The following is a 16703-nucleotide window of genomic DNA, read 5'->3' on the forward strand; positions in this document are numbered from 1 at the left end:
AGAGGCCTAGGACATCGCCCTTTCACGGCGGTAACCGGGGTTCGAATCCCCGTAGGGACGCCATATTCTCTTCTTATAAAATTCCTTTCTATTTTATTTTTATATTTCTAATTTTCTGTATTTCCAAATAAAATACACTTGTACATATATATCACCGATCCAGTATTTCCTTTACATAGATTTACAATATAATAATTCTTATTTTTATACTGATATTTATTATCAACAAGGTTTTAAATGGATCTTAAGCTTCGCCTCCTCTCCCTGAGCATCGCTCAACTCTGTTGTATCTCAAGTACTTTCGCAGAAACAGATCAGCCTTCAACCACACTCGCTACGATTAAGATTAAAGCTCAACAGGCAGCTGACCAAACTTATAAAGTCGATAGTTCAAGTAGCGCAACACGTAGTGAAATCGCATTAAAAGATACACCACAATCTGTCCGTGTAGTGACTCAAAAAGTAATTGAAGATATTGGCGCGACACGTTTAATCGAAGCGCTTGATTTAGCTGGTGGTGTGACTCGCGCTAATAACTTTGGTGGCCAAGGCTTAACAGGCTTTAATCTCCGTGGTTTCACTAGCGGTGAATTTTATCGTAATGGATTCCCAATTAACCGTGGTTATCCAAATGCTCCAGATAGCAACACTATTGAACGTGTAGATGTTTTACGTGGACCCTCTTCTAGCTTATATGGTCGTGGTGACCCAGGTGGTACGTTTAACTTAATTTCTAAAACACCAAAGTCTGAACAACAAACCACTTTAGGTGCTCAGCTCAGTAGTGAAGGTTTATATCGCACCACGGTAGACACAACAGGTACTATCCAGAATGCAGAAAATATCGGTTATCGTCTCAATGTGATTGCAGAAGGTGGTGATAGTTATCGCGATCATGTCGAGTCTAAACGTTATGGAATTGCACCAGTCATTCAATGGCAAGCTTCTGACGCAACAAAAGTTACTTTTGAAGCCGATATCCTAAGAAATCAACATCCACTTGATCGCGGGCACACACGCTACCCTACACAAAAGTCTTTTAATAGTTCACCCGAAACCTATTTATGGGAAACAGGTAAATACAACAACCGACTCTACAATGATAACAATATGACTCAATTACGATTCGAGCACGACCTTGGGAATGACTGGAAGCTAAATGCTGGTGCGCAGTATTTAAATGGCAAATTGCATGGCTATGCGGTAGAGGCAAATGGCATTCAAGATGACGGCGAAACTTTAAACCGAAATTACAACTATCGCGAATTAAAATGGCAAGATACCGATGCCCAAATTAATCTAACAGGTAATTTCCAACTTTTAGGTCTAGCTCATACTTTAGTGACTGGGCTTGAATACGAAAACTATGATTATAAGTCATATATTATTCGTTCAGATGCTAAGTCAAATAACTACCCGATCAATATCTATGATCCAGTTTTAGGTCAACCTCTACCTGAGCTTAAAAACATTACGACCCATGACCGTGAAAATTTAAAAACAACTGCTCTTTTTGTACAAGATCAAATCGATTTAAATGAGCGTTTAAGTGCACTGCTGGGCTTGCGTTTTGAGCACTACGAACATGATTACAAAAATCTTTTACCGAATACTGCAAACTGGAATACCAGTCATGACGCATTTATTCCGCGTTTAGGTTTAGTTTTTAAAGCCCGTGATGACCTTTCAATCTATAGCAATGCTGCGAAATCTTTTAAACCTAACACTGGTGCTAGCCGTAATGGAGAAGGTTTTGACCCAGAAGAAGGCATGGCTTACGAGTTAGGCTTTAAATGGCAAGCACTCGACAATATGTTGTTGGTTGACTCTGCGATTTTCTATGCAGAAAAAGAAAATGTCTTAACACTAGATCCTGTAGATTCAGCCTATAAAGTTGCTGCTGGTGAAGTTCGTAGCCAAGGTATTGAGCTAAATATTGCAGGGCAAATTACTCCAGCTTGGAAAATTATTGGTGGATATGCCTATACAGATGCAGAAGTCAGCAAAGATAATACTTTGAAAAAAGGAACCACTTTAGCCAATATTCCAAAGAATAGTTTTAATCTTTTAAATATCTACGAGTTTCAGGGTGGCTCTTTACAAGGCTTAGGTCTAGGCATTAATCAAAAATATATTGATAAGCGTGCAGGTCAAACAGCTAATAGTACTTATACAATGAAAGGTTATGCAGTTACAGATTTGGTTTCTTATTATCAGGCAACACCAAAACTTCGTATTAACTTAGATCTGAAAAATCTTTTTGACAAAGTTTATGATGAAAGCGCTTTCAATCTATATGCGTATCCAGGTGAATCGCGTACTGTTCAATTGGGTATGAGCTATACGTTCTAAAACAAATACGCCATTTCAGTTATTGAAATGGCGCATCAGAATTATGCAGACTTACGTGAATTCACTTGCCCTTGAATCACCGCTTTAATATTGCCTTTGGCGTAATTTAAAAACACTACCAGTGGTGAAAGTTTTGGATTTGGCTTTTTACCCTTACCAATCGTTTTAAATTGAGCTGCATACCAAATAATTTCCATAATTGCCATCTTATCGACAAATGGTAAGCCTGTTTTAATTGGTTTTACTGCATAGCGAACATCTTGCCCTGCAATTAAACGCTCAGTTAAATCAGTTTCTACTGCAAATGGGCGAGCAATACCAATAAAGTCACATGCACCACTTTCAAGTGCGGCATTCATACCCTCTACAGTACGGAAGCCACCTGTCACCATGAGTTTACACTTAACATGCTGGCGGATTTTCTCTGCAAAATCTAAAAAGTATGCTTCGCGTGCAATCGTACTTGCTTTACGTTTGTCGGCCTTAGCTCCAGCCATTGCTGGTGCCTCGTAAGTACCGCCTGAAATTTCAATTAAATCGATACCAGCTTCATCCACTGCTTTAAACACTGAAATCACATCTTCTTCGCTAATACCGCCACGCTGAAAGTCAGCCGAGTTAAGCTTCACTGAAATAATAAAATTATCTGAAGTCGCTTCACGTACCGCTTTATAAACCTCTAATAAAAAACGGCTACGATTTTCAACTGAACCGCCCCATTGATCTGTACGCTTATTAGTTAAAGGCGATAAAAACTGACTAATTAAATAACCATGTGCGCCGTGTAATTGCACCCCTTCAAAACCTGCTTTTTCACAAATGTGAGCTGCTGTCGCGAAACGTTTAATAATATCTAGAATTTCATCATGAGTAAGTTCACGTGGCGTTCCAAACATGGTTGCTAAAGCTGGGCTAAAAGGTACCGCTGATGGCGCTACAGTTTCTTTATTTAAGCCTTTTGGACACTGACGACCTGGGTGCGACAATTGAATCAACTGCACCATGCCATATTTTTTACCTAATGCCGCCCATTCTTTTAAGCGCTCTAGATCACGTTCAGTTTCAATAACAACAACGCCTGGTTCATTTTTTGCGCCCGCATTTACCATGACATTACCAGTAATTGCACAGCCAAGCTCACCTTTTGCCCATGCACCATATAAACCCAAATGTAAGTCATTTGGTTGGCCTTCATAATTTGCAAGTGCTTCACTCATTGCACCTTTAATAATTCGGTTTTTAAAGGTGGTATTGCGAATTGTGATGGGTTGAGCAATCTGGTTCATGGTTAACCTCTGTTCTTTGAATTTTAGAGCAATTACTCTAATTTAAATAAGTTATTGGGCATGTCAAGTCATAATCGATAACTGACAATAGCACATGTCAATTTTAAAAAATATAAAAATATGCAACTTTTTGCATTAGAAGTTCAACAAAAATTTATTTATATAAAACAATAAATTAAAAAATATCTTTAAAAGGATTCTTTAATTAACTGTTTCGTATATTCACTGTTAGGCTTAGAAAATAAGAGTTCAGTTTCCTGATATTCAACAACTTTTGCATGACGTAATACCATCACTTTGTGGCAAAGTGCTTTTACTATATTGAGATCATGACTAATGAAAATATAACTTAACTGCTCAGTTTGCTGTAATTGTCTCAACAACTTGATCATGGCTTTTTGCGTGGTCCGATCTAAAGCAGAGGTAGGTTCATCCAAAATTAAAAGTTTAGGCTGAACCACTAAAGCTCTAGCTAAGGCGACACGTTGACGTTGGCCACCTGAAAGTTCATGAGGATAACGGTGTTGAAAATCTTCAGCCAATTCAACTTTTACCAATACAGATTCAACTTGCTGTTTGATCTCGTTATCAGCTACTGCTTTCACTTTCAATCCTTCAGCAATAATCTGCCCTACTGTCATACGCGGGTTTAAACTTCCAAATGGGTCTTGGAATACAAGTTGAAAATCTGATCTCATCAAACGCAAGGCTTTGAGCTGTAGCTGATTTAAATCTTGCCCTAAAAAAACAATCTGCCCTTCACTTTTAATAAGTCGGACCAAAGCCATCGCCAGAGATGACTTACCTGCACCACTTTCTCCCACCAACCCAAGCGATTCACCTTGAGCAAGATCAAAACTCAAATCTTCTATTGCAGTGAAATATCCTTGAATACGATTTAAAATTCCTTGTCTTATAGGAAATTGCACGCTGAGCTGTCGAACTGATAAAACATTCTGTTGAGCAGGTCTAGACTCTACACTTCCAAAGTCATGATCTAACAACTGTGCCGTATAACTTGTTTTAGGATTTACAAAGATTTGGCTCAGTTCACCTTGCTCCACTACACGCCCACTTTGCAATACAATAAGTTTCTCAGCATAGCGATGTACTAAATTTAGGTCATGGCTAATTAAAATAAGTGCCATCCCATATTTGCTTTGCAAAGATTTTAATAACTCTAAAATTTGTATCTGTAAAACCACATCCAACGCAGTAGTAGGTTCATCAGCAATCAAAATTTTAGGCCGAAGTGCCAATGTCATCGCGATCATGACACGTTGTCTTTGCCCACCAGAAAGCTCATGCGGATAACGGTTTAAAATTTGTTCTGGTTCGACAATTCCAACATCTTTTAACAGTTCAACTATTTGTTGTCGAACCTCGCGTTTTGAAAAACCTGATAAAAGAAGGTTTTCTCCTATAATTTTTTCAACCCGATGGAGCGGATTTAACGCAGTAGCAGGCTCTTGAAAAATCATAGCGATTTGTCGACCACGTAAATTTGATTGAGCTCTTTCATCTAGCTCCAGCATATTTTGTGAACCAATCCAGACCTGACCCGTTATTTCTAATTTTTCTTGTAGCAAGCCCATTATTGCTAAGCAGCTTATCGATTTACCTGAACCACTTTCGCCCACAATAGCCAATGTTTCCCCTTCATTTAAGTAAAAATTCAGATCTTCTAATAAAACCTTTCGGTCTTTGGTCTGAACCGTAAGTTGCTCTACTTTTAATAATGCTAAAGCGGGATTTAAGTTATTTTCTTGGGTCAAACGCTTCACGGGCCGCCTCCCCAATATAAATTAAAAGTGAAAGAACAATCGCCAGACTAAAAAAGCCTGAAATTGCTAGCCATGGCGCATCTAAATTATTTTTACCTTGTAGTAATAATTCACCTAAAGAGGCCGCATCGGGTGGTAGTCCATATCCTAAAAAATCAAGAGCGGTTAAAGCGCTAATATTGGTCGTTAAAATAAAAGGTAACTGAGACAAACTCGAACTGATCGCATTTGGCAAAATATGCCTAAAAATAATCGCGTGATCAGTCACTCCCAATACTTGGGCTGCACGAACGTAATCAAGCTGACGAGCTTTTAAAAACTCTGCCCTAACAATGCCCACCAAAACGGTCCAGCCGAAAAACAACATAATGAAAAATAGCCAATATACATTTGGAACAAACATACTCACTAAAATCATGACCATAAAAAGCATGGGTAAACCATTCCAGACTTCAACTAAACGTTGCCCCAATAAATCGACCCAGCCGCCATAGTAACCTTGAATAGCGCCTACGGTAATTCCAAATAAAGCAGAACAAAAGGTTAAGGCTAAGCCAAAAAGCAACGACACTCTTAAGCCATAAAGAATACGCGCAAGAACATCCCTTCCTTGATCATCTGTTCCCAACCAGTTTTGCTTGGAAGGTGGTGATGGCACAGGAACTGCCAAATCTAAATTAGGAGTTTGATATGAAAATTGAATGAGGGGCCAAACTGCCCATCCCTTAGTATTAATAAGCGCTTGTACAGCAGGGTCTTTATAATCAGCTTCTGTTTCAAACACCCCACCAAACGCCGTTTCAGGATAAGTTTTCAACACAGGCAAATAGTAAGAATCTTCATACTTCACTAACAGCGGTTTATCGTTAGCAATTAACTCCGCGGCTAATGACAAAACCAAAATTAGACTAAATAAAATAAAGCTGGCCCAGCCCAATTTATGCTGCCTAAAACGCTGTAATCGTGTACGCACAATCAGAGACATTATTTGCCTCCTTGTGTATCAAAGTGAATTCTTGGATCAATCCATTGGTACAATACATCACATATGAGACGTAAAATTAGGCTAAATAAAGTAAAGAAAAATAAAACCCCAAAAATAACAGGATAATCACGCTGAACAATTGCTTCAAAGCCCAACAACCCCACCCCATCTAAATGAAAAATAATTTCTACAAACAGGTTACCCACAAAAAAAATGCCCGCTAACGCTTCTGGCAACCCTGCGAGCACAACTAAAATAGCATTACGAAAGACATGCTTATATAAGACCTGTTGGCTGTCCAACCCTTTTGCATAGGCTGCCAAAACGTAGGGCTTATTGAGTTCTTCTAAAAATGAGTATTTAGTTAAATAGGTTAAACTGGCAAAACCGCCTAATACCATGGTAATGAGTGGCAGAGTCATATGCCATAAATAATCGCTAACTTTGTCCCAGAGACTGAGTTGATGAAAGTTATCTGAGACTAAGTTTTGTAGTGGAAACCATTGGAAATAAGACCCACCTGCAAAAAAAACAACTAACAAAATCGCAAATACAAAACTTGGTACAGCGTACCCCACCACAAGCACTAAAGAAGTTGATCGATCAAACCAAGAGCCCTGCTGTTTTGCCTTTTTAATTCCCAACGGAATAGAAATGAGGTAAATGAGCAAAGTACTCACCAGCCCAAGTGAAATGGAAACAGGCATTTTTTCCCATAACAATTGCACGACAGATTTATCTTTAAAGAAACTTTGTCCAAAATCTAAAGTTAAATAGCCCTTTAACATTAGAAAAAAACGTTCAGGAGCAGAACGATCAAAGCCGTACTGAGCCTTAATTTGCTCAACCATTTCAGGGCTTAACCCCTGAGCACCTTGATAATAAGTTTCTGCACTCAATGCACGACCAATTCCCAAATCGCTTTGTGCCTGATGTATTGCTTGCTCAACTGGCCCACCCGGTGCAATTTGCACAACCACAAAGTTAATCAATAAAATGACAAACAATGTGGGAATCATTAAAAGAAGTCGCTTGAGAATATATAAACCCATATAACAGGATTTCCTTTATGGCAGCTGCTTTTTATTGTTGATGTAAATATTTGGCAACTTTTTGGGCCTTGTTTGCATCACTCCACCAATATTCTATCCCAGAAGAAAGTGCTGGTTTAACTTTAGGTTGTTGATACATATTCCAATAAGCATACCAGTTTTCACCTTTACCATAGGTCGGGATTTGATAATAACCAGCTCTAAGCAATCGATCGAGAATGCGAGTATAAATAATCTGCTGTTCACGATTTTTACTCGCAACGAGTTTTGAAATCACTTGATCAATTACTGGATTGCGAATTCCAGCATAATTGTAATTTCCATTCTGAGCTGCAGCTACACTCCCCCAAAATTGAGTCTGTTCATTTCCCGGATTGAGAGATTGAGGCAAATTCATTGTGGTCATATCAAAATCGTAACGACGAGTCCGTTCCAAATATTGCGGAGCATCAACCTGACGCAAATTAACTGCAATACCTAACTTTTTTAAGTTACGAATAAAAGGTAAAAGTGTTCGTTGTTTACCATCTTGCTGAATTAAAAACTCAAGCTGAACTTTCTTTCCCTCAGGGGTAAAGAGCTGTCCTTCTTTAACTTTATAGCCAGCCTGTATAAGCAATTGGCGCGCAGTTAATAAATTCTGACGATTGAAACCACTCGCATCAGACACGGGGTATTTCCAATTTGCTAAAACACCTTGCTGCATGATTGGAGATAACTTAGGCAATAACGGCTTTAACAACTCTAATTCAGTTTTTGAAGGTCGGCCTGTTGCTGCTAATTCACTATTTTCAAAATAACTTTGTAGGCGCTGATATTGTCCATAAAACAAAGCTTTATTTTGCCATTCAAAGTCATACGCATAGGTTAAAGCTTGTCTAAAACGAATATCATTTAAAGGTTTTCGTCGCGTATTAAAAACATAGCTTTCAGTGGCGATAGGATTATGATGACGAAACTTATATTGGGTAACCAACCCTGCTTTTACGGCTGGAAACCGGTAATCAGTTACCCATTTTTTAGGATTAGTTTCTTCATGCAAAGTGTATTGCCCAGATTTAAATCCTTCAAAAGCAATATCCCAATTTCGATAATAAACATATCTCAAGCGGTCAAAATTATAACGCCCTTTGTTAATAGGTAAATCTTTTGCCCAATAATTCGGGTTTCGTTTATAACTAATGCTTCTGCCCGGATCAATTCGTTCAACCACGTAAGGTCCCGAACCAACAATCGGTTGTAAGGTAATTCGGCTAAAATCTCTTTTTTGCCAATCTACTTTTGAATAAATGGGTAAGGTTGCCAAAATGAATGGCATTTTAGGGTTATGTGTAGACTTAAAACTAAACTTTACTTGATGAGCATTTATTACTTCTGTTTTTGCTAAATCAGCAAGGTACATTTGCAAACCTAAATTGGACTTCGTCTGATAAGCATCAAAACTAAATTTAACATCCACCGCAGTGACCGGCTGTCCATTACTAAAACGCGCCTTAGGGTTTAAATAGAAAGTCACTGATTGCGTTTTTTCTGGGTCAAAACTCACTTTCTGTGCCAAAAGCGGATATAAAACCCCGACCTCATCAAGTGATTGAGTCATTAAGGTATCAAAAAGATAATTCACGCCTTCTGTAGCATTCCCTTTCCCATTCATACTATTGAGGTTATCAAAAGTTCCTTGAGCTGCCTGACTTAATAGGCCACCTTTAGGTGCATTAGGGTTTGCATATGGCATAGCCATCATTTCTAAATACTTAGGCTTAGAATGAATCGCTATATATGAAGTGGTTTGCTGTGCAGAAAAAACAGCATGCGAAACCACACTGAGCCCGACTAGCAGGCTCAGTTGAAAAGATGATTTATGCATAAGTTACTAATTATTTTATAAATTAGGCACTTTAATCACATCACCAATGCGAAGCTGAGTAGAAGGCGTTAAATTATTCAGCTCAGCCAATAAATTGGTTTCTAAACCATATTTACTCGCAAGACCAATTAAGGTATCACCACGCTTCACTTTGTATTCCACGACAGTTTTTGGAATCACAATATTCTGACCGCGCTGTAAGTTAGCATTTGCTTTTAATGCATTCATTTCAGCCAGTTCACGCACTGAAATACCAGCACGGCTCGCAATACTATTTAAAGACTCACCAGATTTAACCGTATATCTTTCAGTGTTTTTACCAGCAGCAACTGTTTTAGTTGAAGACTTAGTATCTGCTTTAGCTGTTTCAACTGTAGGCACATCACCCGTTAGCTTTAAACGCTGCCCCACACGAACGCTACTATTGCGTGAAAGACCATTTAGTGAAGCAAGGTAGTCCAGCTGTAAGTGGTAGCGATTAGCAATATTACCTAAGCTATCACCCGATTTAACTGTATAAGTTTCTGGTGTTTCTTCTTTAGTATTTTTAGAAGATTTAGTTGGCACTTCTTCAACCGTACCTGTTAGTTTTAAGCGTTGACCAGCACGCAAACCAGCAGTACGAGACAAACCGTTTAGGTCAGCCAAATAGCTTGTTTGCAAATTATATTTACTCGCAATCGCATTTAAACTATCGCCAGACTGTACAACGTATTGTTCTGGAACACTTAAGCCTGCCGGTACTTTTAAAGTTTGACCAAGCTGTACATGGCTATTTGCTTTTAAGTTATTTAATTCGGCTAACTCAGCTAGGCTAATTTTTGATTTAGTTGCAATACTCGATAAAGTATCACCACGTTGTACTTTATAGCCTTCTGTTTTATAAGAAACACTTGCTGATGCTTTCTCAGATTTACTAGAAGCCTTAGTTTCAGCAACTTCATCTACAGAAATATCTTGTGTAGGCACATTAATTTTTTGGCCTACCATTAAGTTACTGCCCGCAGTTAATCCCGGAGTTAATTCAGCAAGTTCCTGATTAGAGAGCGCATAACGATCTGCAATCAATTTAAGGTATTCACCGCGCTTCACAGTATAGCTCTTAGTTGCTATACGTTTTGCACTTGCCTGAACTGCTTTTGGCTCGGCTTTAGTACTTGCGCGACTATTCTTTGGTTCTTTTAACTGTAGTTTTTGCCCAACAAATAAGCCATCAGTCACTGATAAATCGTTATATTCAGCCAATTGTCTTACTGACAAATTAAACTGGTTTGCCACACCGCTTAAGCTATCGTTAGCCTGAACGACATATACATCTGGTTTAGCTGTGCTTTTTGAAGTCGTTTGAGCTTCTTGTGGCTTAGCGTCATAAAGATAAAGCGTTGAACCAACATATAACGTCTTTTCAGGGTCAATCTGGTTCCACTTAGCAACATCGCGCCAGTTTACGCCATTTTTCATCGCAATAACGGCTAAAGTATCACCCGGTAAAACTGTATAGGTACTACGTTTGCCTTTTGGCTGTACAACCACTACATCTGTATCAGTTTTAATGTAAGGCTTGTCTTTATTGCGCTGCCCATCTTCAGAGTTAGCTACAGTCACGTCTTCAGCTAAAGTTTTTGGATATGCAAAACCTTTACTTACTTCTTTACCTTGTTGCTCTGCAACTGACTGACTTGTTTGAATCGCAGTTAACTTAATTTTGCCATCATAAGGATCAACAATTTCTGTTCCTTGTGGTGCAATAGCTTTCAACTCGGCAACTACTTGATCTTTTTCAGCCTGCGTTGGTTGTGGCTCTAAAGCTTGTTGAACTGTTTCTTTCTCACCTTCAGCTCGAACTGCCGCTAAAATCTTTTCACGTTCTGCAGCCGAGATTGGTGGCTCTGTCTTCACCTGCTTAATATTTGCCGCAGGTGTCACAGCAACAGGAATACGTGGAGCACTTGGTACATCAGCCGAAGCTGCAAACGCGGCTAAAGCATCAGACCCACGAGGAGTTGAAGTTTTTATCGTGGTAGAGCTACTGGTTGTTCTAGTAGGTGTTGACGGTTTAACTGGTTGCACCTGATTTGCAGGCGTGGTTTTAATTGTCACAGATGTTGAAGCACTTACATCTGGCTTAGATGGTGAAGTCACATTTGCCCACCAACCTGAACCACCGCCAGACTTCATACCTTTTAATTTATTATCAATTGAAGGACTTAAATCTGCTGGAATCAAGATACGCATTGGACTTGCAGGGTCTACCATTTCACCACGATATCCCGGGTTTAATGCATAGAGTTCCGAACGACTTAATCCAGCTACAGAAGCAATTTCATTCAATGATAAAGGTGCAGATAAAGTCACTTCACGGAAATGGGGTCTATTTGCAATAGGCGGCAAAGAAATACCGTAAGCTTTTGGATTTTTAATAATTTGGGCAACAGCCAAGAAACGAGGAACATAGTTCATGGTTTCTTGAGGTAATTTTAAAGACCAATAATCAGTTGGTAAACCTGCTGCCTGATTTCGGTTAATTGCTTGTTGAATACGTCCCGGTCCAGCATTATAGGCTGCTAAAGCAAGCTCCCAAGAACCGAATTGATTATATAAGCTTCCTAAAAACTCATAGGCAGCACGAGTCGACTCAACAACATCTCGACGGCCATCATACATGCCTGTTTGCTTTAAGCCATAAATACGGCCAGTACTCGGAATAAACTGCCATAAACCTGCTGCTGCAGCACTACTTGTTGCAGCTGGGTCATATGAACTTTCAATTACAGGTAATAATGCAAGTTCTGTAGGCAAACCACGGCGTTCAGCTTCTTTAACTGTATGGTACAAATAACGACTTGCGCGGGCACTTAAACGATCAAGATAAGGCTGACGAGAAATAAACCAACTACGCTGAGCTTCAATACGTGAATCCCAATGGTTCAAATCCATTTTGAAACCAACAGACATACGTTTCCAGACATCACCGTGCTTTAAAATAAGCAGGCGGTCACCCTCTACAGCACGCATATCAGTTGCTGAAAGTAAGTCTTCCAATGAATCAAGACTACTCGCATCTAAATAACCTGCACCACTGACCTGTTTCGATTTTGAGGTTTTTGCAGATTGCGGAGTCGATGAACAGCCTGTTGTAATACCCAACGCAGCTAACGCAGAGCTAAGTACGGTAATTTTAAACAATGATGCTGCAGATGGCTGCCACACAAATGTGGTTGGTTTATACATAAAAACTTCCAAACAACTCGCGTAATATTTTTTTGGGGTCTGCCCACAAACCCTAGGTCTTCGATGCCATTGTAGTAAAGCATGCAAGATAGACAAGGCAATAATTTAATGTCATTTGCATGGAAATGTTACAAGAAATTAAAAAAACCTTGCTTTGATACGATGGAACCGAACTTTTTGCGTATACAATACACCATATTCAGTTCTTTTTCTTTTAGTTTAGGTTTCGATTTATGTCTCAAACAATCACACTGTATGTTGATGGTGCATGTCGTGGCAATCCGGGTTTAGGTGGTTGGGGCGCATATGTCATTACTGAGCAGGGTGAACATAAATTATTTGGCGGTGAACCTGATACGACCAATAACCGTATGGAACTTACTGCTGCCATTGAAGGTGTTTCATTTTGCCCAGCCGATGCACATTTGATTATCTGGACAGATTCAAATTATGTGAAGCAAGGTATTACTGAGTGGATTCATGGCTGGAAAAAGAAAAACTGGAAAGATGTAAAAAATCCTGACCTTTGGCAGAAATTAGATGCTGTCTGTGCAGGTAGAAATATTGAGTGGAACTGGATTAAAGGCCACGCAGGACACCCTGGCAATGAAATGGCAGACCAGCTTGCTAATTTAGGTGCAGACAAAACTGCGAAAGAACTCAAGCAACCACAGTCTGCCACTGTATCGCAAGATATAAAAAAGCCTGAACAGGACTGGCTGCTAGATGACCCTTTCGGGTTTGATCTGGCTGATGCAACTGAAGAAGAAAATATTCATCTTGAAGCATCTGAAGAAGTTGAGATGATTATTGTGGAAGAAGAAATTATTGAAGTTGAAACTGCCGAACAAGAAAGTAAGCAGCCAACCAATAATATTCATCCTCAAATCGTTGTGACCGAAGCCAAATTAAAATTACAAGGTCCTCGACAACTGATTCTCGATACGGAAACTACTGGTTTTTATTTCCAAGATGGCGACCGCATTATTGAGGTGGGCGCAATTGAGATGATTAACCGTAAGCTTACGGGTAGCTCGATTCATATTTATATTAACCCACAAAAACCAGTGGGAGACTCAGAAAACATCCACGGTATCAGCGATGATTTCTTAAAAGACAAACCGCTCTATGCGGACATTGCTGACACCTTATTTGATTATCTCAAAGGTGCAGAGATTATTGCCCATAACGCGACCTTCGATATGAACTTCCTTGATATGGAGTTTAAGCGCGTAGGACTTCCTGCACTTTCTGAAGTATGTGAGGTAACAGATACTTTAGCTTTAGCGAAAAACAAACATCCGGGACAAAAGAACTCCCTTGATGCGCTTGTAAGACGTTATGAAATTCCAGCACGTGACCGTACTTTCCACGGTGCATTACTCGATGCTGAAATTCTTGCTGATGTTTACTTGGCAATGACTGGTGGTCAGGTTTCTTTTGATATTGATGCCTTATCTCAGAGTGAAAATAGCCAGCAAACAACCAATAGAAGCAGAGTTCAAATTGATCTTCCTGTAATTTACCCTTCAGATGAAGAGTTAAATACACATGAGACTTGGGTCAAAGAATATGAGGAAAAACACGGAGAACCTTGCCTTTTTGCAAAATAAATTTTTGATTCTTTAGTGTTTTTAGCTTTTCCCCTTTGTAAGTTAAGTTATATTAGTCGCATAGATTTTTAGCTCAAATTATTGAGCACTATGAATATAACAATTGATTTTTTTGCAAAGGGGAACGTTTATGTCTGAGCATACGTCGATTCATTTCGATCCAACAGCTTTACTCATCATTAAACATGAAATTGATCGTTCAATAAAACTGGTTGAAGGTGCAGTAAGTACCTTAATTGAAGAACAAACCCTCCCTTTTGGTATTGATGATGCATTAGAACAGTTTAAGCAATGCACTCAAGTTCTACGCTTAATTGATGTTCCTTATCTTGCAAAAATCACTCAATATTCGACTGAGTTGATGCAAAAAATTATTGCGAATCCAGCCCAAATCAATACGGATGATGTTGTTGCCCTAAGCGAAGGCACGACCATGGTAAAGCGTTATATTGAATTTATCTGTTTGCGCGAAATACAAGTTCCACAGTTTCTTCTTACGACCTTAAATAATTTAGAATTAGCTTTAAATAAACCACTGACTACATCGGGACAAGCTATTGTCCCTTTACTTGCAAATACTTCGCTTGAACTACCCTTGCCTGAAATATTAATTAGTGAAAAAACTCAGTTCATCCATCAACTATACAAACTATCTCTACACCAATTTTTAAAAAAGACAGCCTCAGCTCAGAATTTTCAAGCCTTTAAACTTATTGCAACCTATTTGGTCAGCATGGCGAACACTCAGCCAAGCCAAAAATATTGGCAGCTCGTCAATTACGCTTTTAACCATATTGATGACCTACTTTTAAATGATTCACGCCTACGTGTACTGATTAATATTGAAAGTCATATTGCTCTATTTTTGACAGCACCCGAAAGTTTTGAACCTAATTTAGCGGCATTCGCAGATATTTTAAGTATTGTCATCGCTCAAGAAGATGAGATTGCTCACCATATTCGTAACCAACTTCATATTGGTGATGAAACACCGACTGATACTCAATTACTCGTTTTAAGTCGCCATCTTTTTGGTCCTGACTTTGATACGATGCACACAGTCAGCCAATTAATCTTGGATGAAATGAATAAGGTGCGGAACGATATTGAATACAACTACCAAAATATGTCGCCTGAAAAAGCACAGCAACTACAAACAAGCCTTTTGCAGTTAGCTTATACTTTTAAACTCCTAAACCTTGATGAAGCCGCATCTGCTCTTTCTCAACAAGCCAGCAGTTTAAGTCAACTTAACATTTTAAGTAATGAAAACTATGCTCAGCAGCTCATGAACAGCATTTTATCTGCCATGAACTCAATTGGTATTTTGGTACGCAATTACACGTCAAATCGTCTACAACTTAGCGTGAATAATACGGCTATTTCTTTAGATCGTCTTGATGAAGCTCATCAAGCTTTGCTTACCGAGACAAAAAATTTAATTGATTTTATCTGTCAGAGTCTTACGTTGTATGCCAGTGATCAGACACAAAATATTGAAGCGATTGCAGGTTCATTAAAAGAGTTAGCAGGTGCAGCCGAATTTTTAGGAAGCACGACGCAACAACATGCTTTACTCCAAACTGCCCAATTTGTTCAAGAGCAACTTGAACAAAACCAGTCTTTTAATACAGACCAAATTCACTGTATTTTTAATGTATTAGCAGGCATTGACATGTTAGTTGACAATTTAAAAAATAAACAACCTGTTCTACAATCCATGTTTAATGTAGCATTGTCGAGTAGTCAACAACTTCAAAAAAAGGCAGCTTAATGTCTGAATTATCACTTGCTTATATTTTCCATCATCAACAATTACTGGTTGACCAGAATCTCCAACTACCCAAAGTCGAAAAGTTAGCAAGTGATTTACTTTTCACTCATGATGAGCAAGTCATTGCACGTGACTTGCTTGCTGAGGAACCTATCCCCGAAGGCTTACAACTTGTCCCAATTCGCCAGCTTATTACCAGCTGGTCGAAAGAACAGTTTTTGCAGGCGAGCCGTGCTGTTCAATTACTTGAATGGCGACGAAACCATAAGTTTTGTAGCCACTGTGGACATCCAACAGAAGTTCATCCAACCGAATATGCAATGGTATGCCCTTCTTGTCGCTACCACCAATATCCTCGTGTAAACCCTTGCATTATTACCGTCATTACTCGTGGTGATGATGAAATCTTGCTGGCTAAGTCAGTTCATAACAAAACCAATATGTATGGTTTGATTGCAGGTTTTGTTGAGGTGGGCGAAACACTTGAAGAAGCAGTACAACGTGAAGCCTTTGAAGAAGTCGGTTTAAAACTCAAAAATATTCAGTATATGTCAAGTCAGCCTTGGCCATTCCCGAGTAACCTTATGGTTGCATTTCGGGCAGAATATGAGTCGGGTGAAATTAAGCTTCAAGAAGAAGAAATTGCAGATGCACAGTTCTTCAAAATCGATCAATTACCTGAGATTCCGTTTAAAGGAAGTATTGCTCATTCAATGATTATGCAGATTACCCAAACTGGGTAATCTGCCGTGTTTTAAA

Annotated in this window: 10 protein-coding genes; 4 read left to right on the forward strand and 6 right to left on the reverse strand. The window is 39.1% G+C overall.

Annotated elements, in window-relative coordinates; genetic code table 11:
• Window positions 1-237 precede the first annotated feature (237 nt).
• Window positions 238-2352 carry a TonB-dependent siderophore receptor gene (locus J536_RS21095; RefSeq protein ID WP_032063857.1) on the forward strand — a complete coding sequence of 705 codons (2115 nt, stop codon included), beginning with the start codon at window positions 238-240 and terminating at the stop codon, window positions 2350-2352.
• Between the two features lie 41 nt (window positions 2353-2393).
• Here the strand turns inward: J536_RS21095 and J536_RS21100 are convergent, their stop codons facing one another.
• The 6 genes from J536_RS21100 to J536_RS21125 all read right to left on the reverse strand — a co-directional run bounded on the left by J536_RS21100 (window position 2394) and on the right by J536_RS21125 (window position 12557).
• A complete protein-coding gene (locus J536_RS21100) occupies window positions 2394-3638 on the reverse strand; it encodes an NADH:flavin oxidoreductase/NADH oxidase family protein (RefSeq protein ID WP_032063858.1) in 1245 nt (414 codons plus the stop codon).
• A gap of 188 nt (window positions 3639-3826) precedes the next feature.
• Complete coding sequence (locus tag J536_RS21105) at window positions 3827-5422, reverse strand: ABC transporter ATP-binding protein (RefSeq protein ID WP_032063860.1); 1596 nt, start codon at window positions 5420-5422, stop codon at window positions 3827-3829.
• Complete coding sequence (locus J536_RS21110; RefSeq protein WP_032063861.1) at window positions 5397-6407, reverse strand: ABC transporter permease; 1011 nt, start codon at window positions 6405-6407, stop codon at window positions 5397-5399. The genes J536_RS21105 and J536_RS21110 overlap by 26 nt, the downstream gene beginning before the upstream one ends.
• Window positions 6407-7459, reverse strand: a complete 1053-nt coding sequence (locus J536_RS21115; protein WP_032063862.1) for a microcin C ABC transporter permease YejB — start codon at window positions 7457-7459, stop codon at window positions 6407-6409. Before J536_RS21115 ends, J536_RS21110 begins: the two co-directional genes overlap by 1 nt.
• A 31-nt stretch (window positions 7460-7490) precedes the next feature.
• Window positions 7491-9326, reverse strand: a complete 1836-nt coding sequence (locus J536_RS21120; protein ID WP_032063863.1) for an extracellular solute-binding protein — start codon at window positions 9324-9326, stop codon at window positions 7491-7493.
• Between the two features lie 15 nt (window positions 9327-9341).
• Window positions 9342-12557 (reverse strand): lytic transglycosylase, encoded by a 3216-nt coding sequence (locus tag J536_RS21125; RefSeq protein ID WP_032063864.1) that lies wholly within the window; start codon window positions 12555-12557, stop codon window positions 9342-9344.
• 233 nt (window positions 12558-12790) lie between these two features.
• Between J536_RS21125 and dnaQ the strand changes: the two genes are divergently transcribed.
• From dnaQ to nudC, 3 genes are all read left to right on the forward strand, one after another.
• Window positions 12791-14170 (forward strand): DNA polymerase III subunit epsilon, encoded by a 1380-nt coding sequence (gene dnaQ / locus J536_RS21130; protein WP_032063866.1) that lies wholly within the window; start codon window positions 12791-12793, stop codon window positions 14168-14170.
• A 130-nt stretch (window positions 14171-14300) separates the two neighbouring features.
• Entirely contained in the window at window positions 14301-15944 is a 1644-nt protein-coding gene (locus J536_RS21135) for a hypothetical protein (protein WP_032063867.1), read from the forward strand.
• Window positions 15944-16687 carry an NAD(+) diphosphatase gene (gene nudC / locus J536_RS21140; protein ID WP_014206107.1) on the forward strand — a complete coding sequence of 248 codons (744 nt, stop codon included), beginning with the start codon at window positions 15944-15946 and terminating at the stop codon, window positions 16685-16687. The genes J536_RS21135 and nudC overlap by 1 nt, the downstream gene beginning before the upstream one ends.
• Window positions 16688-16703 lie beyond the last annotated feature (16 nt).

Origin of the sequence: Acinetobacter sp. 809848 (assembly GCF_000581275.1) — a bacterium.
GTDB lineage: Bacteria > Pseudomonadota > Gammaproteobacteria > Pseudomonadales > Moraxellaceae > Acinetobacter > Acinetobacter pittii.

Bases quoted from the DNA above. Each gene is read 5' to 3' on its own strand.
- J536_RS21115 (WP_032063862.1), bottom strand. From the start codon at position 7,459: ATGGGTTTATATATTCTCAAGCGACTTCTTTTAATGATTCCCACATTG.
- J536_RS21095 (WP_032063857.1), top strand. From the start codon at position 238: ATGGATCTTAAGCTTCGCCTCCTCTCCCTGAGCATCGCTCAACTCTGT.
- nudC (WP_014206107.1), top strand. From the start codon at position 15,944: ATGTCTGAATTATCACTTGCTTATATTTTCCATCATCAACAATTACTG.
- J536_RS21125 (WP_032063864.1), bottom strand. From the start codon at position 12,557: ATGTATAAACCAACCACATTTGTGTGGCAGCCATCTGCAGCATCATTG.
- J536_RS21120 (WP_032063863.1), bottom strand. From the start codon at position 9,326: ATGCATAAATCATCTTTTCAACTGAGCCTGCTAGTCGGGCTCAGTGTG.
- J536_RS21135 (WP_032063867.1), top strand. From the start codon at position 14,301: ATGTCTGAGCATACGTCGATTCATTTCGATCCAACAGCTTTACTCATC.
- dnaQ (WP_032063866.1), top strand. From the start codon at position 12,791: ATGTCTCAAACAATCACACTGTATGTTGATGGTGCATGTCGTGGCAAT.
- J536_RS21100 (WP_032063858.1), bottom strand. From the start codon at position 3,638: ATGAACCAGATTGCTCAACCCATCACAATTCGCAATACCACCTTTAAA.
- J536_RS21110 (WP_032063861.1), bottom strand. From the start codon at position 6,407: ATGTCTCTGATTGTGCGTACACGATTACAGCGTTTTAGGCAGCATAAA.